The organism is Citrobacter sp. H12-3-2, from assembly GCF_009649895.1.
Lineage (GTDB): Bacteria > Pseudomonadota > Gammaproteobacteria > Enterobacterales > Enterobacteriaceae > Citrobacter > Citrobacter portucalensis.
This window is the reverse complement of sequence record NZ_CP045837.1, coordinates 423,455-442,755: the sequence shown is the minus strand read 5'-3', so window position 1 is coordinate 442,755 and position 19,301 is coordinate 423,455. Positions and strand designations below refer to the sequence as shown.

Genomic DNA, 19,301 nt, shown 5'->3' with positions numbered 1-19,301 from the left:
CGGGAGGCTTTGGCGATGAACGCGAGATGTGAACCTGTCTATTTTGGCGATGAATCTAAAAAGATAATCCTGGGTGACGCGCTAACTGAACTGAAAAAACTGCCGTCTGAAAGCGTTGAACTCATTTTTGCTGACCCTCCTTATAACATCGGGAAAGACTTTGACGGGATGGTTGAATCCTGGGACGAAGAGACCTTTCTGGCGTGGTTGTTTGAGTGCATCGACGAGTGCCATCGCATCCTCAAACCACACGGCACCATGTACATCATGAACAGTACGGAGAACATGCCGTACATTGACCTCAAATGCCGCCCGCTTTTTACCATCAAGAGTCGTATCGTGTGGTCATACGATAGCTCAGGGGTACAGGCCAAAAATTACTTTGGTTCGATGTATGAACCGATCCTGATGATGGTCAAAGATCAGAAAAACTACACATTTAATCGTGACGATATTCTGGTTGAAGCCAAAACTGGCGCTAAACGCGCGCTAATAGACTACAGAAAAAACCCGCCGCAGCCCTACAATCAGAAAAAAGTGCCGGGCAATGTCTGGGAGTTCCCACGCGTACGCTATCTGATGGACGAATACGAAAACCACCCCACCCAGAAACCCAAAGCCCTCCTGGAGCGTATAATTCTGGCGTCCTCGAACCCAGATGACAAGGTACTCGATCCGTTCGCCGGCAGCTTCACCACCGGAGCTACCGCCGTGGAATTGGGTCGCAAGTTTGTCGGGATTGAGATCAATACTGAATACGTAAAAATGGGGCTCAGAAGACTGAGTATCGGTTCTCATTTTTCAGAAATTGAGCTTGCCAAGGTGAAAAAACGTAAGACAAAAAACCTGTCTAAAAAGAGTCGATTGACGGCAAAGAGTGGCGATCTTTCAACAAAGTAAAGGCATTGTAAGTCTGCTTTTCGGCTTAAAAATTTCGTGTATATTCCCTGCACACTTGGGCATGAATACACAGGGTTTAGGAATGATTCGCAAGTATTGGTGGCTGGTTGTTTTTGCGGTCTTCGTTTTTCTTTTTGATGCGCTGCTCATCCAATGGATAGAGCTGATGACAACAGAGCACGACAAGTGCCGGAATATGAACTCAGTGAATCCCCTTAAGCTGGTCAACTGCGTCGACCTCGAATAGCACCTCAGATAACACTTCGACAGCCGTCAGCCTCTGGCGGTAAAAACTATCCGACCTGGTTTTCACTCTGCATTAATTGCATGACGCTACCGTCTGGGCTTAACATTTTTAGTACATTATCAACTAATACTGGAGCTTGCCCATATAGATCATAACTCACTGGATTCATTAACCAGTTTTTTATAATTCCGCTAAAACTACCGTGCAGAATAATGATGATGACATCTAAATCAAGAGTGGTGGCAATCAGATTGTCATCTACACACTTTTGCAGGGAATCACGAATGCTTTGATGACTGATACCTATTTTATCGCGAATAGCCTGCTCAGATATCATATCGTTATGAAATTCACACTTATGATATAAAATCTGCATTAATGCCTGCTGACGAGGGTTCTCTGCAATATATTGTAACCCCACCACAAACTTTTCTCGCAATCGCTGTAAAGGGTTATCACCCCAACGACCAATTAACTTGTCCTGAATAAGATCGCGTAAAGGTGGTTGTTGTAACCATAGCTCATTAAACAATTGAGTTTTATTTTCGAAATGCCAATAGAGCGCGCCACGCGTCACGCTGGCGGCATCCGCAATGTCGTTTAGCGTCGTATTGCTTACGCCACGTGCGGCAAACTGTACAATTGCCGTTTCTATCAGGTGCTGCCGCGTTTTGAGGGCATCAGCTTTCGTTTTTCTGGCCATGGTTCCGACTGTCTGAGGTAGAGTAGAGAATGATTAACTTTCTTATCTAATATTTGCGATACGGAACAAATGTATCACTTAGAATTTATTTAAACGAGTTCTAAAAAATATTATTACGGACTTTGCACACGAATAAACAAAACGAATACCAACAACAAATATATTCATAAACCAAATGTTTATTTCAATTTGTGTTTATGAGAATCATAGTATTGCTATTAACACCACAATGAAACAGCTGTCGATTAATCTTTTTTTGCTTTTACGTGCCGTGTATCGTGCCCATAAATAAGTATTGCTTACATCGCAAGCTAATAATTTGTAGGATAGCCAACTATTATTTTTCTTGTGCGCGTTATCGCCCCTGCGTTACCCGGTTAATAACGAGCGTTCGGTTTTTTAAGGAATAGAAATGACGAAAAATGCCAGGTTTTCACTCCTGCCCTCATTCATCATCGTCTCCGCTGCATTACTCGCCGGTTGTAACGATCAGGGAGAAACACAAGCTCATCCCGCAGAACCGCAGGTGACTGTCCATGTCGTCGAAAAGGCTCCTTTAGCCGTAACGACCGAATTACCCGGGCGCACAACGGCATTCCGAATTGCAGAAGTTCGTCCCCAGGTCAGCGGGATAGTGCTTAAACGGAATTTCACTGAGGGAAGCGATATTGAAGCCGGACAGTCACTTTATCAGATCGATCCCGCGACTTATCAGGCTGACTATGACAGCGCCAAAGGTGAACTGGCGAAGAGTGAAGCGGCGGCTGCAATCGCGCATTTAACGGTAAAACGCTATGTGCCGTTGGTTGGCACCAAGTACATCAGCCAGCAAGAGTACGATCAGGCAATTGCTGATGCTCGTCAGGCCGATGCCTCCGTGATCGCGGCAAAAGCGGCGGTCGAAAGCGCGCGTATCAATCTGGCCTATACCAAAGTGACATCGCCAATTAGCGGACGCATCGGTAAATCTAACGTCACCGAAGGTGCATTAGTCACGAATGGCCAAGCTACAGAGCTTGCTACCGTTCAACAGCTCGATCCCATTTACGTCGACGTGACACAGTCCAGTAACGACTTTATGCGCCTCAAACAGTCCGTTGAACAAGGGAGTCTGCATAAAGACAGCGCCAGCAGTACTGTCGAACTGGTGATGGAAAATGGTCAGTCATACCCGCTAAAAGGTTCTTTGCAGTTTTCTGATGTGACGGTTGATGAAAGCACCGGCTCAATCACCCTCAGAGCCGTGTTCCCTAACCCACAGCACACGCTGTTGCCGGGCATGTTTGTGCGCGCACGCATTGATGAAGGCGTCCAGCCGAATGCCATTCTCGTTCCGCAGCAGGGGGTAACGCGTACTCCTCGCGGTGATGCCACCGTAATGGTCGTTAACGACAAGAGTCAGGTTGAGTCTCGCGCAGTCGTTGCCGCACAAGCTATTGGTGACAAGTGGCTCATCAGCGAAGGCCTGCAACCGGGTGACAAAGTTATCGTGAGCGGCTTACAGAAAGCACGTCCAGGCGTTCAGGTTAAAGCAACCGCCGATACCGAAACCCCTGCCACGAAAGCCCAATAAGGTAACCGGACATGGCTAACTTTTTTATCAGGCGTCCTATCTTTGCCTGGGTATTGGCTATCATTCTGATGATGGCGGGTGCTCTGGCAATCATGCAACTGCCCGTGGCACAGTACCCGACCATTGCGCCTCCTGCGGTCGCCATTTCTGCCACCTACCCTGGTGCAGATGCACAGACGGTTCAGGATACAGTCACACAGGTTATCGAACAGAATATGAATGGTATCGATAACCTGATGTATATGTCCTCCACCAGCGACTCGGCCGGGAGTGTGACTATTACACTGACTTTCCAGTCCGGTACCGATCCCGATATCGCACAAGTGCAGGTGCAAAATAAACTGCAACTCGCCACTCCGCTACTGCCGCAAGAAGTTCAGCAGCAAGGGATCAGCGTCGAGAAATCCAGCAGCAGCTTTTTGATGGTTGCGGGTTTTGTTTCTGACAACCCACAAACCACACAGGATGACATTTCCGACTACGTCGCTTCGAACGTTAAAGACTCAATCAGCCGTCTGAATGGCGTGGGTGACGTGCAGCTGTTTGGTGCACAGTACGCCATGCGCATCTGGCTGGATGCAAACTTATTGAACAAATATCAGCTCACGCCGGTTGATGTGATCAATCAGTTGAAGGTACAGAACGATCAGATTGCCGCAGGTCAGTTAGGGGGGACGCCTGCATTACCTAACCAGCAGCTTAACGCTTCTATCATTGCGCAAACGCGACTGAAAGACCCTGAAGAGTTCGGCAAAGTGACTTTACGCGTGAACAGCGATGGTTCGGTTGTTCACCTGAAAGACGTCGCGCGTATCGAGTTAGGCGGGGAAAACTACAACGTCGTGGCGCGTATTAACGGTAAGCCTGCATCCGGCCTTGGGATCAAGCTGGCAACTGGGGCAAACGCGCTGGATACCGCGAACGCTATTAAAGCCAAGCTGGTTGAACTGCAACCATTCTTCCCGCAGGGAATGAAGGTGGTCTACCCGTACGACACGACGCCATTTGTGACCATCTCCATTCATGAAGTGGTAAAAACACTGTTTGAAGCGGTCGTGCTGGTGTTCCTGGTCATGTATTTGTTCCTGCAAAACATCCGGGCAACGCTCATTCCAACCATCGCCGTACCTGTCGTATTGTTGGGCACATTTGCCGTGCTTGCAGCGTTTGGCTACTCAATAAACACCCTGACGATGTTCGGCATGGTACTCGCCATCGGTCTATTGGTCGATGATGCGATAGTGGTGGTGGAAAACGTAGAACGCGTGATGATGGAGGATCATCTGCCGCCCAAAGAGGCGACGGAAAAATCCATGTCACAAATACAGGGAGCACTGGTTGGTATTGCCATGGTGCTGTCTGCGGTATTTATCCCGATGGCCTTCTTTGGCGGTTCAACCGGGGCTATCTATCGGCAGTTTTCCATCACCATCGTTTCCGCCATGGCGCTTTCAGTACTGGTCGCGCTGATCCTGACTCCCGCACTTTGTGCAACATTGCTGAAGCCCGTATCAGCTGAACATCACGAGAAAAGAAGCGGTTTCTTTGGCTGGTTCAATGCCAAATTCGATCACAGCGTCAATCACTACACCAATAGCGTCAGCGGTATTGTGCGTAAAACTGGGCGTTACCTGGTCGTCTACCTGATAATCGTCATCGGGATGGCGGTGCTGTTTATGCGCCTTCCAACCTCCTTCCTGCCAGAGGAAGATCAGGGCGTCTTCCTGACGATGATTCAACTTCCTGCAGGCGCCACGCAAGAACGCACCCAGAAGGTGCTGGATCAGGTCACCCACTACTACCTGAACAATGAAAAAGCCAACGTTGAAAGCGTCTTTACGGTTAACGGCTTTAGCTTCAGCGGCCAGGGACAAAACTCAGGGATGGCGTTCGTCAGCCTCAAGCCCTGGGAAGAACGTAGCGGTAACGAAAATAACGTTGAATCAATTATCGCCCGCGCTACCCGAGCGTTTAGTCAGATTCGTGATGGTCTGGTGTTCCCTTTCAACATGCCAGCCATTGTTGAACTGGGTACCGCAACCGGCTTCGACTTCGAACTGATTGACCAGGGCGGGTTGGGACATACCGCGTTAACGCAAGCGCGTAACCAACTGCTGGGCATGGTTGCCAAACACCCTGACCTGCTGGTTCGCGTGCGTCCAAACGGTCTCGAGGATACCGCACAGTTCAAGCTGGATGTCGATCAGGAAAAAGCTCAGGCCCTTGGCGTCTCGCTGTCCGATATTAATGAAACCATCTCCGCTGCGCTGGGTGGCTATTACGTCAATGACTTCATTGACCGTGGCCGCGTGAAAAAAGTGTACGTACAGGCCGATGCCAAATTCCGTATGTTGCCGGAAGACATCAATAATCTGTATGTTCGTAGCGCCAATGGCGAAATGGTTCCGTTCTCCACGTTCAGTTCCGCACACTGGATCTACGGCTCACCGCGCCTGGAGCGCTATAACGGTATGCCTTCTATGGAACTGCTGGGAGAAGCAGCGCCTGGCAGAAGTACCGGTGAAGCAATGGCGCTGATGGAAAGCCTGGCGGAAAAACTGCCAAACGGTATTGGTCATGACTGGACGGGGATGTCCTATCAGGAAAGGCTGTCGGGTAACCAGGCACCTGCGCTGTATGCCATCTCGCTAATCGTTGTCTTCCTTTGCCTTGCCGCATTGTATGAAAGCTGGTCTATTCCTTTCTCGGTGATGCTGGTTGTACCGCTCGGTGTTGTGGGCGCATTGTTAGCAGCATCACTGCGTGGGATGAATAACGATGTGTATTTCCAGGTTGGCTTACTAACCACAATCGGCCTCTCGGCTAAGAACGCCATCCTGATCGTCGAGTTTGCCAAAGACCTGATGGATAAAGAAGGCAAGGGGTTGATTGAAGCGACGCTGGAGGCATCGCGCATGCGTCTTCGTCCTATCCTGATGACATCCCTGGCCTTTATTCTGGGGGTTATGCCTCTGGTTATCAGTCACGGTGCAGGGAGTGGTGCGCAGAATGCGGTCGGTACAGGTGTTATGGGAGGAATGCTGACCGCAACATTGTTGGCTATCTTCTTCGTCCCCGTCTTCTTTGTTGTCGTAAGACGGCGTTTTAGTCGGCACAACGATTAAATTGTAAAATAAAGGCGTCTACGGACGCCTTTTTCACCCATGTTACGCCTCTTTATTTATTAATAAGATAGCCATTTATTTCATTTAAAGCATTCCTTTAAACGCGCCCGCGACCTTTCTTTTTATCCATTATTTTTACAATCCACATGAATTGAGATTATTCCTCATGTCAGTCCTTTTTTAAGAAGTGGTAAAATAATCGCCGAGTTCGCAGATGGCTTAGCGTTTGTCTTTGCTCTATTAGCGAAACGCTTATTTTTGAGGTAACACCATGAAAAGATTAATATCCGTTGCACTGCTTACCGCATTCCTGGCTGGCTGTGCACACGATTCTCCTTGCGTACCTGTATACGACGATCAGGGACGCCTGGTTCATACCAATACCTGTATGAAAGGCACCACCCAGGATAACTGGGAAACAGCCGGGGCCATCGCCGGTGGTGCTGCAGCCGTTGCCGGACTGACGCTTGGGATTGTCGCCCTGACCAAATAAATCATCTTAAAAGCGCGGTTATTACCGCGCTTTTAGCAATAAGCATAAAATCTGCATATAAGACAAAACGTTGCTTAATAGAACCTGACATGTAATAAAATTATTATAGATTTAACTCACACATCCGCGATTTGAAATTAGCATTTTTTCTGTTTTTCGTAACACCACATTTTCTTTTCATTATTCTCACGCCATTAATATTAACGCCAGAAATCGTTATCACGCGTCCTGTCTGATTTTTAAATTTTTTGCGCCGAAATGTGGCTTACGTTTCAATTTTGCACCACTTCGGGGCGCTGCATTTATTTTTTCCTGTCTACACTCTGCATATTGCGTCGAATAATCAGGCGCAAAAAACTGGCACTACCTTTGCTTAAAAGAGTATGGCCAAAGCCACTGACAGGTAAAAGACGTTTTCAGAACGTTTCCATAACAATAATTCCTCCACACAGGATGCTCTATGAAAAAGATGATAATCGCCAGCCTGGCTGCGGCCGGTGTGCTGCTTGCTGTTGCAAATCAGGCACATGCCGGCGCAACACTTGATGCCGTAAAGAAAAAAGGGTTTGTGCAATGTGGGATCAGCGACGGCTTGCCTGGCTTTTCTTACGCCGATGCAAGCGGCAAGTTCTCGGGTATTGATGTTGATGTATGTCGTGGCGTTGCCTCCGCCGTATTTGGCGATGATAGCAAAGTAAAATATACCCCGCTCACCGCCAAGGAACGCTTTACCGCATTACAGTCTGGTGAAGTCGACATGCTCTCTCGTAATACCACGTGGACCTCTTCTCGTGATGCCGGTATGGGCATGTCCTTCACTGGTGTAACGTATTACGACGGCATTGGTTTTCTTACCCATAATAAAGCAGGCCTGAAGAGCGCTAAAGAACTGGATGGTGCAACGGTCTGTATTCAGGCGGGAACCGATACCGAACTAAACGTGGCCGACTACTTTAAAGCCAACAAGATGAAGTACACCCCCGTCACCTTTGACCGTTCGGATGAATCAGCCAAAGCTCTGGAATCTGGACGTTGCGATACGCTGGCTTCCGACCAGTCTCAGCTGTATGCCCTACGCATCAAGCTGAGTAATCCTGCGGAATGGATCGTCCTGCCAGAAGTTATTTCTAAAGAACCTCTGGGACCTGTCGTACGTCGTGGGGACGATGAGTGGTTCTCCATTGTTCGCTGGACGCTGTTCGCCATGCTAAATGCGGAAGAAATGGGTGTTAACTCGAAAAACGTCGATGACAAAGCGGCTAATCCAGCAACACCGGATATGGCACACCTGTTGGGTAAAGAAGGGGATTATGGCAAGGATCTGAAGCTTGATAACAAATGGGCCTACAACATTATCAAGCAAGTTGGTAACTATTCGGAGATCTTTGAACGTAACGTTGGATCGGAAAGTCCGCTGAAGATCAAACGTGGACAGAACAACCTCTGGAATAACGGTGGCATTCAGTATGCGCCACCGGTGCGCTAATGCGTAGTGATGTAACGGGCGCCGCAACTGCGGCGCTCAGCCCAGAGTCATAGTTACTGAGGTTTTCTTATGTTCCATCGCCGCTCAACCGTAAAAGGATCGTTATCCTTTTCTAACCCTGCGGTCCGCGCCTGGTTATTTCAAATACTCGCCGTCATTGCGGTTATCAGCATTGCGGTCTATCTCATTCATAACACGATAAATAACCTGAACAATAGCGGTATTACCTCGGGGTTTTCTTTTCTCGATCGCAGCGCAGGATTTGGCATTGTCCAGCATCTGATCGATTACGAGCAAGGCGATACGTATGGTCGTGTCTTTGTGGTCGGCCTGCTCAATACTCTGTTAGTTTCAGCACTGTGCATTGTTTTCGCATCAATTCTCGGTTTCTTTCTCGGACTAGCACGCCTGTCAGATAACTGGTTATTGCGAAAGCTCTCGACGATCTACATCGAAACGTTCCGCAATATACCGCCGCTGCTGCAGATCTTCTTCTGGTATTTCGCCGTATTACGTAATCTGCCCGGCCCACGCCAGGCCGTTAACGCGCTGGATTTGATGTTCCTGAGTAACCGGGGGCTCTATATTCCGGCCCCGCAAATGGGAGAAGGTTTTTTTGCCTTTTGCACCGCTGTCGTTATCGCTATCGTCGTCACCATCGGATTATTTCGCTTCAACAGAATGCATCAGACCAAAACCGGTCAGCTACGTCGGACCTGGCCCACAGCTCTGGCGTTGATCGTACTTTTACCGGTGATTTCACAGTGGATGTTTGGCGCTGCGCTTCACTGGGATATTCCCGCGCTCCGTGGTTTTAACTTCCGTGGCGGTATGGTGCTTATTCCTGAACTGGCGGCATTGACTCTGGCGCTTTCGGTATATACCTCGGCATTTATTGCAGAAATTATTCGGGCGGGCATTCAGGCCGTTCCTTACGGCCAACATGAAGCCGCACGCTCGCTGGGTCTGCCAAATCCGGTGACGCTACGCCAGGTAATCATCCCGCAGGCGCTACGCGTCATCATTCCCCCACTGACCAGCCAGTACCTGAATATCGTCAAGAACTCTTCTCTTGCGGCCGCCATTGGTTATCCGGACATGGTTTCACTGTTTGCCGGCACGGTACTCAATCAAACAGGGCAAGCCATTGAAACGATCGCCATCACCATGTCGGTATACCTGATCATCAGTCTGAGTATTTCTTTGCTGATGAATATTTATAACCGCCGTATTGCACTGATTGAGCGCTAAGGAGCCATGATGACAAAAGCACTGCTGTCTCACCCCTCGCGCCAGCGCAGCAATCCGGCAAGCCGCAGTCTACTCTGGGTGCGTAAAAACCTGTTCTCCAGTTGGTCAAATAGCCTGCTCACCCTGCTATGCGTATGGCTGATTTGGTCATTTCTTCCACCACTGTTGAACTGGGTATTCTTTCAGGCCAACTGGGTCGGTTCTACCCGGGCAGACTGTACCAAAGCCGGAGCCTGCTGGGTGTTCATCCATGAACGCTTCGGGCAATTCATGTATGGGCTTTATCCACACGATCAGCGTTGGCGCGTAAATCTGGCCCTGATAATTGGTCTGGTTTCTATTGTTCCGATGTTCTGGAAAACCATTCCCCACCGAGGCCGTTATATCGCCATCTGGGCAGTCATATATCCGATTGTCGTCTGGTGGCTGATGTACGGTGGTTTTTTCGGGCTTGAACGCGTAGAAACCCGGCAGTGGGGTGGATTAACACTGACGCTTATTATTGCATCCGTGGGGATTGCAGGCGCGCTTCCATGGGGTATTTTACTGGCGTTGGGACGTCGTTCCCATATGCCAGTCGTGCGGGTTTTATCCGTCATTTTCATTGAGTTCTGGCGCGGTGTACCGTTGATTACCGTTCTGTTTATGTCCTCGGTCATGCTTCCTCTGTTTATGTCCGAAGGAACCAGTATCGACAAGCTTATCCGGGCGCTGGTCGGCGTTATTCTTTTCCAGTCGGCCTATGTCGCAGAAGTGGTTCGCGGAGGGTTACAGGCCCTACCGAAAGGTCAGTATGAGGCCGCGGAATCACTGGCGCTAGGGTACTGGAAAACTCAGGGGCTGGTCATTCTTCCGCAAGCCCTCAAGCTGGTTATCCCGGGTCTGGTTAACACGATTATCGCCCTGTTCAAGGATACCAGCCTGGTCATCATCATCGGTCTGTTTGATCTCTTCAGTAGCGTGCAGCAGGCAACTGTGGACCCTGCGTGGCTGGGTATGTCGACAGAAGGATATGTTTTCGCTGCACTGATTTACTGGATCTTCTGTTTCAGTATGTCGCGTTACAGCCAGCATCTGGAAAAACGTTTTAACACCGGGCGTACACCGCACTGAGGAATTTATGAGCCAATTATTAATGCCGTCTACCGACGCGATGATTACGCTGGAAAACGTCAACAAATGGTACGGACAGTTTCATGTCCTGAAAAACATCAACCTGAAGGTAAAACAGGGAGAGCGCATCGTATTATGCGGGCCTTCCGGTTCGGGTAAATCGACAACTATCCGCTGTATTAACCATCTGGAAGAACATCAGCAAGGACGCATTGTAGTGGATGGGATTGAGCTCAATGAAGACATCCGCAATATTGAGCGCGTCCGACAAGAAGTTGGCATGGTCTTTCAGCACTTTAATCTCTTTCCTCATTTAACTGTCTTGCAAAACTGCACGCTGGCGCCTATCTGGGTGCAAAAGATGCCGAAAAAAGAGGCTGAAGTACTGGCAATGCACTACCTTGAGCGGGTCCGCATTGCCGAACATGCACATAAATATCCCGGGCAAATCTCTGGTGGACAACAACAGCGCGTGGCCATTGCACGCTCGCTGTGTATGAAACCCAAAATCATGTTATTTGATGAACCCACATCAGCGTTGGATCCTGAAATGGTAAAAGAAGTGCTGGATACCATGATAGGTCTGGCGCAATCGGGCATGACCATGCTATGTGTAACCCATGAAATGGGCTTTGCCCGCACAGTAGCTGACCGGGTGATCTTTATGGATCTTGGCGAGATTGTGGAACAGGCACCACCGGATGAGTTTTTTGCTCACCCCAAATCGGAACGCACTCGCGCGTTTTTATCGCAGGTTATTCATTAAATATATATATGCCGGATACAGTTCCGGTGGATTTGTCCTCCTCAGGAGAGCGCTCGCCGACAAACAACAGATAAAACAAAAGGCCCAGTCTTTCGACTGAGCCTTTCGCTTTTATTTGATGTCTGGCAGTTCCCTACTCTCGCATGGGGAGACCCCACACTACCATCGGCGCTACGGCGTTTCACTTCTGAGTTCGGCATGGGGTCAGGTGGGACCACCGCGCTACAGCCGCCAGACAAATTCTTTTCTAAGTGCCGAACTTTAACCGAAAAACTGGTGCTGATACCCAGAGTCGAACTGGGGACCTCACCCTTACCAAGGGTGCGCTCTACCAACTGAGCCATATCAGCACACTAAATTTGATGCCTGGCAGTTCCCTACTCTCGCATGGGGAGACCCCACACTACCATCGGCGCTACGGCGTTTCACTTCTGAGTTCGGCATGGGGTCAGGTGGGACCACCGCGCTACAGCCGCCAGGCAAATTCTGTTCATCAACACACCTCCTGGGCATGTCGATGTAATCTGTAATCAAGCTGAATTTCGATGTCTCTTCGCCAAAACATCTTCGGCGTTGTAAGGTTAAGCCTCACGGTTCATTAGTATCGGTTAGCTCAATGTATCGCTACACTTACACACCCGACCTATCAACGTCGTCGTCTTCAACGTTCCTTCAGGACTCTCAGGGAGTCAGGGAGAACTCATCTCGGGGCAAGTTTCGTGCTTAGATGCTTTCAGCACTTATCTCTTCCGCATTTAGCTACCGGGCAATGCCATTGGCATGACAACCCGAACACCAGTGATGCGTCCACTCCGGTCCTCTCGTACTAGGAGCAGCCCCCCTCAATTCTCCAGCGCCCACGGCAGATAGGGACCGAACTGTCTCACGACGTTCTAAACCCAGCTCGCGTACCACTTTAAATGGCGAACAGCCATACCCTTGGGACCTACTTCAGCCCCAGGATGTGATGAGCCGACATCGAGGTGCCAAACACCGCCGTCGATATGAACTCTTGGGCGGTATCAGCCTGTTATCCCCGGAGTACCTTTTATCCGTTGAGCGATGGCCCTTCCATTCAGAACCACCGGATCACTAAGACCTGCTTTCGCACCTGCTCGAGCCGTCACTCTCGCAGTCAAGCTAGCTTATGCCTTTGCACTAACCTCCTGATGTCCGACCAGGATTAGCTAACCTTCGTGCTCCTCCGTTACTCTTTAGGAGGAGACCGCCCCAGTCAAACTACCCACCAGACACTGTCCGCAACCCGGATTACGGGTCTACGTTAGAACACCAGCCATTAAAGGGTGGTATTTCAAGGATGGCTCCATGCAGACTGGCGTCCACACTTCAAAGCCTCCCACCTATCCTACACATCAAGGACCAGTGTTCAGTGTCAAGCTATAGTAAAGGTTCACGGGGTCTTTCCGTCTTGCCGCGGGTACACTGCATCTTCACAGCGAGTTCAATTTCACTGAGTCTCGGGTGGAGACAGCCTGGCCATCATTACGCCATTCGTGCAGGTCGGAACTTACCCGACAAGGAATTTCGCTACCTTAGGACCGTTATAGTTACGGCCGCCGTTTACCGGGGCTTCGATCAAGAGCTTCTCCTTACGGATAACCCCATCAATTAACCTTCCGGCACCGGGCAGGCGTCACACCGTATACGTCCACTTTCGTGTTTGCACAGTGCTGTGTTTTTAATAAACAGTTGCAGCCAGCTGGTATCTTCGACTGATTTCAGCTCCATGGGTAAACCACTTCACCTACATATCAGCGTGCCTTCTCCCGAAGTTACGGCACCATTTTGCCTAGTTCCTTCACCCGAGTTCTCTCAAGCGCCTTGGTATTCTCTACCTGACCACCTGTGTCGGTTTGGGGTACGATTTCGTGTTACCTGATGCTTAGAGGCTTTTCCTGGAAGCAGGGCATTTGTTACTTCAGCACCGTAGTGCCTCGTCATCACACCTCAGCGTTAATAAGGTACCGGATTTACCTGGAACCTCCGCCTACATGCTTAAACCGGGACAACCGTCGCCCGGCTAACATAGCCTTCTCCGTCCCCCCTTCGCAGTAACACCAAGTACAGGAATATTAACCTGTTTCCCATCGACTACGCCTTTCGGCCTCGCCTTAGGGGTCGACTCACCCTGCCCCGATTAACGTTGGACAGGAACCCTTGGTCTTCCGGCGTGCGGGTTTTTCACCCGCATTATCGTTACTTATGTCAGCATTCGCACTTCTGATACCTCCAGCATACCTCACGATACACCTTCAACGGCTTACAGAACGCTCCCCTACCCAACAACACATAGTGTCGCTGCCGCAGCTTCGGTGCATGGTTTAGCCCCGTTACATCTTCCGCGCAGGCCGACTCGACCAGTGAGCTATTACGCTTTCTTTAAATGATGGCTGCTTCTAAGCCAACATCCTGGCTGTCTGTGCCTTCCCACATCGTTTCCCACTTAACCATGACTTTGGGACCTTAGCTGGCGGTCTGGGTTGTTTCCCTCTTCACGACGGACGTTAGCACCCGCCGTGTGTCTCCCGTGATAACATTCTTCGGTATTCGCAGTTTGCATCGGGTTGGTAAGTCGGGATGACCCCCTAGCCGAAACAGTGCTCTACCCCCGAAGATGAGTTCACGAGGCGCTACCTAAATAGCTTTCGGGGAGAACCAGCTATCTCCCGGTTTGATTGGCCTTTCACCCCCAGCCACAAGTCATCCGCTAATTTTTCAACATTAGTCGGTTCGGTCCTCCAGTTAGTGTTACCCAACCTTCAACCTGCCCATGGCTAGATCACCGGGTTTCGGGTCTATACCCTGCAACTTAACGCCCAGTTAAGACTCGGTTTCCCTTCGGCTCCCCTATTCGGTTAACCTTGCTACAGAATATAAGTCGCTGACCCATTATACAAAAGGTACGCAGTCACACCCCAAAGGGTGCTCCCACTGCTTGTACGTACACGGTTTCAGGTTCTTTTTCACTCCCCTCGCCGGGGTTCTTTTCGCCTTTCCCTCACGGTACTGGTTCACTATCGGTCAGTCAGGAGTATTTAGCCTTGGAGGATGGTCCCCCCATATTCAGACAGGATACCACGTGTCCCGCCCTACTCTTCGAGTTCACAACACATGCACTTTTGTGTACGGGACTTTCACCCTGTATCGTGCGACTTTCCAGACGCTTCCACTAACACACATGCTGATTCAGACTCTGGGCTGCTCCCCGTTCGCTCGCCGCTACTGGGGGAATCTCGGTTGATTTCTTTTCCTCGGGGTACTTAGATGTTTCAGTTCCCCCGGTTCGCTTCATTACGCTATGTATTCACGTAATGATAGTGTGACGAATCACACTGGGTTTCCCCATTCGGAAATCGCCGGTTATAACGGTTCATATCACCTTACCGACGCTTATCGCAGATTAGCACGTCCTTCATCGCCTCTGACTGCCAGGGCATCCACCGTGTACGCTTAGTCGCTTAACCTCACAACCCGAAGATGTTTCTTTCGATTCATCATCGACTTGCAAAAATTTGAGAGACTCGAACACACCGCTTTTCATTTCTTATTACGGAGAAATGAAACAGTGTGTCGTTTCAATTTTCAGCTTGATCCAGATTTTTAAAGAGCAAAACTTCGCAGTGAACCTTTTCAGGTACACTCTGAAGTTTTCTTGTGTTTTTGCAGTAAGGATGGTGGAGCTATGCGGGATCGAACCGCAGACCTCCTGCGTGCAAGGCAGGCGCTCTCCCAGCTGAGCTATAGCCCCATCGTAGTTATCTCATTCACCTTAATTCTTGCTGAGACAAGGCGTGGAACGGTGAAGCATACAGAAGTATGCGAGTCGTTTCACAACGCGGTATCAGAAAGAATTTGGTAGGCCTGAGTGGACTTGAACCACCGACCTCACCCTTATCAGGGGTGCGCTCTAACCACCTGAGCTACAAGCCTGCAGAGATTTTCTTACTGCTAATTTTCATCAGACAATCTGTGTGAGCACTACAAAGGTCGGTTCTTTAAGGTAAGGAGGTGATCCAACCGCAGGTTCCCCTACGGTTACCTTGTTACGACTTCACCCCAGTCATGAATCACAAAGTGGTAAGCGCCCTCCCGAAGGTTAAGCTACCTACTTCTTTTGCAACCCACTCCCATGGTGTGACGGGCGGTGTGTACAAGGCCCGGGAACGTATTCACCGTGGCATTCTGATCCACGATTACTAGCGATTCCGACTTCATGGAGTCGAGTTGCAGACTCCAATCCGGACTACGACATACTTTATGAGGTCCGCTTGCTCTCGCGAGGTCGCTTCTCTTTGTATATGCCATTGTAGCACGTGTGTAGCCCTACTCGTAAGGGCCATGATGACTTGACGTCATCCCCACCTTCCTCCAGTTTATCACTGGCAGTCTCCTTTGAGTTCCCGGCCGAACCGCTGGCAACAAAGGATAAGGGTTGCGCTCGTTGCGGGACTTAACCCAACATTTCACAACACGAGCTGACGACAGCCATGCAGCACCTGTCTCAGAGTTCCCGAAGGCACCAAAGCATCTCTGCTAAGTTCTCTGGATGTCAAGAGTAGGTAAGGTTCTTCGCGTTGCATCGAATTAAACCACATGCTCCACCGCTTGTGCGGGCCCCCGTCAATTCATTTGAGTTTTAACCTTGCGGCCGTACTCCCCAGGCGGTCGACTTAACGCGTTAGCTCCGGAAGCCACGCCTCAAGGGCACAACCTCCAAGTCGACATCGTTTACGGCGTGGACTACCAGGGTATCTAATCCTGTTTGCTCCCCACGCTTTCGCACCTGAGCGTCAGTCTTTGTCCAGGGGGCCGCCTTCGCCACCGGTATTCCTCCAGATCTCTACGCATTTCACCGCTACACCTGGAATTCTACCCCCCTCTACAAGACTCTAGCCTGCCAGTTTCGGATGCAGTTCCCAGGTTGAGCCCGGGGATTTCACATCCGACTTGACAGACCGCCTGCGTGCGCTTTACGCCCAGTAATTCCGATTAACGCTTGCACCCTCCGTATTACCGCGGCTGCTGGCACGGAGTTAGCCGGTGCTTCTTCTGCGAGTAACGTCAATTGCTGCGGTTATTAACCACAACACCTTCCTCCTCGCTGAAAGTACTTTACAACCCGAAGGCCTTCTTCATACACGCGGCATGGCTGCATCAGGCTTGCGCCCATTGTGCAATATTCCCCACTGCTGCCTCCCGTAGGAGTCTGGACCGTGTCTCAGTTCCAGTGTGGCTGGTCATCCTCTCAGACCAGCTAGGGATCGTCGCCTAGGTGAGCCGTTACCCCACCTACTAGCTAATCCCATCTGGGCACATCCGATGGCAAGAGGCCCGAAGGTCCCCCTCTTTGGTCTTGCGACGTTATGCGGTATTAGCTACCGTTTCCAGTAGTTATCCCCCTCCATCGGGCAGTTTCCCAGACATTACTCACCCGTCCGCCACTCGTCACCCAAGGAGCAAGCTCCTCTGTGCTACCGTTCGACTTGCATGTGTTAGGCCTGCCGCCAGCGTTCAATCTGAGCCATGATCAAACTCTTCAATTTAAAAGTTTGATGCTCAATGAATTAAACTTCGTAATGAATTACGTGTTCACTCGTTGAGACTTGGTATTCATTTTTCGTCTTGCGACGTTAAGAATCCGTATCTTCGAGTGCCCACACAGATTGTCTGATAAATTGTTAAAGAGCAGTTTCGACGCGCTTTAGCGCTCTGTCGCGAGGTGGCGTATATTACGCTTTCCTCTTTCAGAGTCAACCCTCATTTTCAGGTTTTTCTCTTCAACCGAACCGGCTGTTTGCGTGAAGTGATTCACATCCGCCGTGTCGATGGAGGCGCATTATAGGGATCCCATTTTTTAGCACAAGTATTTTTTGGATCTTTTTTTCTGAATGCTTGTTTTTCACTCCTTTCGCTACATTCCTGCGCAATTTGGCTGATTTTTGATAGCTAAACCACTTGCACAGTCTCAATAATCCAACCAAAGTCTTCATTACTGCTCTATTTTCGTTGAGGTAAACATGTCTGATGTACTGCGTCCTTATAAGGATCTTTTCCCACAGATCGGAAATCGCGTAATGATCGACACCAGCAGTGTCGTCATTGGTGATGCCCGTTTGGCTGATGATGTCGGAATTTGGCCACTGGTCGCCATTCGTGGCGACGTTAACTATGTGCAAATTGGTGCCCGTACAAACATTCAGGACGGCAGCGTTCTCCATGTCACACATAAATCCACGTCTAATCCGCAGGGTAATCCATTGATCGTGGGTGAGGATGTAACGGTCGGTCATAAGGTCATGCTACACGGCTGTATCATTGGCAACCGCGTATTAGTCGGCATGGGTTCGATTCTGCTGGATGGCGTGGTAGTAGAAGACGACGTTATGATTGGGGCTGGGAGCCTGGTTCCCCAAAACAAACGCCTGGAAAGCGGGTATCTGTACCTGGGAAGCCCGGTTAAACAAATCCGTCCATTAAGCGATGAAGAGAAAGCAGGCTTACAATATTCAGCTAACAACTATGTTAAGTGGAAAGATGAATATTTAAGTCAGAGTAACCACACCCAACCTTGAGCATCTTCCTGCTGGGCCTGGATCAATCCTTCAGCTTCTTCTTCCAGATCCCAGCGATGCTGTTGAAAGATTTCTAACCACTGTTCAGGCGTGTCGCCGCCAAAGCGGGACGCCAGCATCTCTCCAGATATGGCACATGTTAACTGCATACCATGAACCATCGCCGGAAACACAACGGCGTTGACATCCGTGCGCCATTCTTCTCGATCGGGAAACTGGATCGCCTGATTCATGCCGATAATTCCTGCTGCATGATTTTAATGACGGGCTCAATCTGCGGCAAAACCCCATGCCAGAGTAAAACGGCGTGCGCTGCTTGCCCCACCAGCATACCCAGGCCATCAGCATATTGTTTCGCCCCATGTTCGGCACACCAGGAGAGGAACGGTGTATCTCCTTTCTGATAAAACATGTCATAACAATAGACAGATGAGTGAATAAGAGATGTCGGAATAGCCGGGATCTCACCGCTAATTCCGCTGGATGTCGCGTTAATAATCAAATCAAAACTGTAATTATCAAGCTCGTCCATTCCTACCGCCTGTACGCTGCCGGTATGGGAGAAGATTTGTGCCAGCTCTTCAGCACGCGAAGCGGTACGGTTAACAATAGTCACCGCACAATCCATAGAAAGAAGAGGTAATAAAACTCCACGGGATGCACCACCCGCACCAATCAGCAGAACTCGCGATCCGGGACGAATGAAAGATAAACGCTCAAGATCGCTCAACAAGCCGATACCATCCGTGTTGTCTCCCAGTAAACGCCCATCCTCCAGCCGTTTAAGGGTGTTGACCGCTCCAGCAAGCGATGCCCGCTCCGTTAGTTCATCGGCACGTGCAAATGCCTCTTCTTTAAAAGGCACGGTGACATTTGCCCCCTTCCCGCCCTCAGCAAAAAAAGCGTTCAGGGTATTCACAAAATCATTGATGGGTGCCAATACACGCCCGTAGGAGTGATCAATCTTCAGCTGCTCTGCAAATTGCTGATGAATAAAGGGCGATTTACTGTGCGCTATCGGATTACCAAAAACAGCATAGGCTTCTTTCAT

The 19,301-nt window shown here is 49.8% G+C and carries 13 protein-coding genes, 3 tRNA genes and 4 rRNA genes; 10 read left to right on the top strand and 10 right to left on the bottom strand.

Annotation, left to right across the window (positions count from 1 at the left end):
* Positions 1-15 precede the first annotated feature (15 nt).
* Entirely contained in the window at positions 16-900 is an 885-nt protein-coding gene (yhdJ, locus tag GHC22_RS02170; protein ID WP_032945161.1) for an adenine-specific DNA-methyltransferase, read from the top strand.
* 82 nt (positions 901-982) lie between these two features.
* Positions 983-1,147 carry a DUF2556 family protein gene (locus GHC22_RS02165; RefSeq protein ID WP_003025279.1) on the top strand — a complete coding sequence of 55 codons (165 nt, stop codon included), beginning with the start codon at positions 983-985 and terminating at the stop codon, positions 1,145-1,147.
* A 46-nt stretch (positions 1,148-1,193) separates the two neighbouring features.
* Here GHC22_RS02165 and envR read toward each other — a convergent pair whose 3' ends face one another.
* Positions 1,194-1,850: an acrEF/envCD operon transcriptional regulator gene (gene envR, locus GHC22_RS02160; RefSeq protein WP_048225757.1), complete on the bottom strand. Its 657-nt coding sequence runs from the start codon at positions 1,848-1,850 to the stop codon at positions 1,194-1,196.
* A gap of 412 nt (positions 1,851-2,262) precedes the next feature.
* On the opposite strand from envR, the gene GHC22_RS02155 reads away from it, so the two are divergent.
* The 7 genes from GHC22_RS02155 (at position 2,263) to GHC22_RS02125 (ending at position 11,657) form a co-directional block, all read left to right on the top strand.
* Entirely contained in the window at positions 2,263-3,423 is a 1,161-nt protein-coding gene (locus GHC22_RS02155) for an efflux RND transporter periplasmic adaptor subunit (RefSeq protein WP_008785974.1), read from the top strand.
* An 11-nt stretch (positions 3,424-3,434) separates the two neighbouring features.
* Positions 3,435-6,548 (top strand): efflux RND transporter permease subunit, encoded by a 3,114-nt coding sequence (locus GHC22_RS02150; protein WP_153752130.1) that lies wholly within the window; start codon positions 3,435-3,437, stop codon positions 6,546-6,548.
* 271 nt (positions 6,549-6,819) lie between these two features.
* Positions 6,820-7,041 (top strand): lipoprotein, encoded by a 222-nt coding sequence (locus GHC22_RS02145; RefSeq protein WP_003025292.1) that lies wholly within the window; start codon positions 6,820-6,822, stop codon positions 7,039-7,041.
* A 460-nt stretch (positions 7,042-7,501) separates the two neighbouring features.
* The gene (locus GHC22_RS02140) at positions 7,502-8,527 is read left to right on the top strand and encodes an amino acid ABC transporter substrate-binding protein (protein ID WP_048225761.1); all 1,026 of its coding nucleotides are present in this window, start codon (positions 7,502-7,504) and stop codon (positions 8,525-8,527) included.
* A gap of 69 nt (positions 8,528-8,596) precedes the next feature.
* A complete protein-coding gene (locus tag GHC22_RS02135; protein WP_003844801.1) occupies positions 8,597-9,778 on the top strand; it encodes an amino acid ABC transporter permease in 1,182 nt (393 codons plus the stop codon).
* A gap of 9 nt (positions 9,779-9,787) precedes the next feature.
* Positions 9,788-10,891 (top strand): amino acid ABC transporter permease, encoded by a 1,104-nt coding sequence (locus tag GHC22_RS02130; RefSeq protein WP_063941628.1) that lies wholly within the window; start codon positions 9,788-9,790, stop codon positions 10,889-10,891.
* A gap of 7 nt (positions 10,892-10,898) precedes the next feature.
* Positions 10,899-11,657, top strand: a complete 759-nt coding sequence (locus tag GHC22_RS02125) for an amino acid ABC transporter ATP-binding protein (RefSeq protein WP_003025300.1) — start codon at positions 10,899-10,901, stop codon at positions 11,655-11,657.
* 120 nt (positions 11,658-11,777) lie between these two features.
* Here the strand turns inward: GHC22_RS02125 and rrf (GHC22_RS02120) are convergent.
* From rrf (GHC22_RS02120) to GHC22_RS02090, 7 genes are all read right to left on the bottom strand, one after another.
* Positions 11,778-11,893: ribosomal RNA gene (rrf, locus tag GHC22_RS02120) — 5S ribosomal RNA — on the bottom strand.
* Positions 11,894-11,931: 38 nt separating this feature from the next.
* Positions 11,932-12,007 (bottom strand) — tRNA-Thr (locus GHC22_RS02115).
* Between the two features lie 14 nt (positions 12,008-12,021).
* A 5S ribosomal RNA gene (rrf, locus tag GHC22_RS02110) occupies positions 12,022-12,137 on the bottom strand.
* 97 nt (positions 12,138-12,234) lie between these two features.
* Positions 12,235-15,142: ribosomal RNA gene (locus tag GHC22_RS02105) — 23S ribosomal RNA — on the bottom strand.
* Positions 15,143-15,350: 208 nt separating this feature from the next.
* Positions 15,351-15,426: transfer RNA gene (locus GHC22_RS02100), tRNA-Ala, on the bottom strand.
* 105 nt (positions 15,427-15,531) lie between these two features.
* Positions 15,532-15,608, bottom strand: a tRNA-Ile gene (locus GHC22_RS02095).
* Positions 15,609-15,679: 71 nt separating this feature from the next.
* Positions 15,680-17,221 (bottom strand): 16S ribosomal RNA (locus GHC22_RS02090).
* Together the 16S, 23S and 5S rRNA genes with 3 tRNA genes alongside form the textbook arrangement of a ribosomal RNA operon.
* Before the next feature lie 474 nt (positions 17,222-17,695).
* Here GHC22_RS02090 and GHC22_RS02085 point away from each other — a divergent pair.
* Positions 17,696-18,250 (top strand): gamma carbonic anhydrase family protein, encoded by a 555-nt coding sequence (locus tag GHC22_RS02085; protein ID WP_003031171.1) that lies wholly within the window; start codon positions 17,696-17,698, stop codon positions 18,248-18,250.
* Here GHC22_RS02085 and GHC22_RS02080 read toward each other — a convergent pair.
* Together GHC22_RS02080 and aroE are read right to left on the bottom strand one after the other, a co-directional pair.
* Positions 18,226-18,483 carry a DUF1488 domain-containing protein gene (locus tag GHC22_RS02080; protein ID WP_008786281.1) on the bottom strand — a complete coding sequence of 86 codons (258 nt, stop codon included), beginning with the start codon at positions 18,481-18,483 and terminating at the stop codon, positions 18,226-18,228. The two genes, GHC22_RS02085 and GHC22_RS02080, sit on opposite strands and share 25 nt — an antisense overlap.
* Complete coding sequence (aroE, locus tag GHC22_RS02075; RefSeq protein ID WP_100271850.1) at positions 18,480-19,301, bottom strand: shikimate dehydrogenase; 822 nt, start codon at positions 19,299-19,301, stop codon at positions 18,480-18,482. The genes GHC22_RS02080 and aroE overlap by 4 nt, the downstream gene beginning before the upstream one ends.

Excerpts from the sequence above, each read along its gene's own strand:
- GHC22_RS02080 (WP_008786281.1), bottom strand. The coding sequence starts at position 18,483 with ATGAATCAGGCGATCCAGTTTCCCGATCGAGAAGAATGGCGCACGGAT.
- GHC22_RS02140 (WP_048225761.1), top strand. The coding sequence starts at position 7,502 with ATGAAAAAGATGATAATCGCCAGCCTGGCTGCGGCCGGTGTGCTGCTT.
- yhdJ (WP_032945161.1), top strand. The coding sequence starts at position 16 with ATGAACGCGAGATGTGAACCTGTCTATTTTGGCGATGAATCTAAAAAG.
- GHC22_RS02155 (WP_008785974.1), top strand. The coding sequence starts at position 2,263 with ATGACGAAAAATGCCAGGTTTTCACTCCTGCCCTCATTCATCATCGTC.
- GHC22_RS02145 (WP_003025292.1), top strand. The coding sequence starts at position 6,820 with ATGAAAAGATTAATATCCGTTGCACTGCTTACCGCATTCCTGGCTGGC.
- GHC22_RS02135 (WP_003844801.1), top strand. The coding sequence starts at position 8,597 with ATGTTCCATCGCCGCTCAACCGTAAAAGGATCGTTATCCTTTTCTAAC.
- GHC22_RS02130 (WP_063941628.1), top strand. The coding sequence starts at position 9,788 with ATGACAAAAGCACTGCTGTCTCACCCCTCGCGCCAGCGCAGCAATCCG.
- aroE (WP_100271850.1), bottom strand. The coding sequence starts at position 19,301 with ATGAAAGAAGCCTATGCTGTTTTTGGTAATCCGATAGCGCACAGTAAA.
- GHC22_RS02165 (WP_003025279.1), top strand. The coding sequence starts at position 983 with ATGATTCGCAAGTATTGGTGGCTGGTTGTTTTTGCGGTCTTCGTTTTT.
- GHC22_RS02085 (WP_003031171.1), top strand. The coding sequence starts at position 17,696 with ATGTCTGATGTACTGCGTCCTTATAAGGATCTTTTCCCACAGATCGGA.
- envR (WP_048225757.1), bottom strand. The coding sequence starts at position 1,850 with ATGGCCAGAAAAACGAAAGCTGATGCCCTCAAAACGCGGCAGCACCTG.
- GHC22_RS02125 (WP_003025300.1), top strand. The coding sequence starts at position 10,899 with ATGAGCCAATTATTAATGCCGTCTACCGACGCGATGATTACGCTGGAA.
- GHC22_RS02150 (WP_153752130.1), top strand. The coding sequence starts at position 3,435 with ATGGCTAACTTTTTTATCAGGCGTCCTATCTTTGCCTGGGTATTGGCT.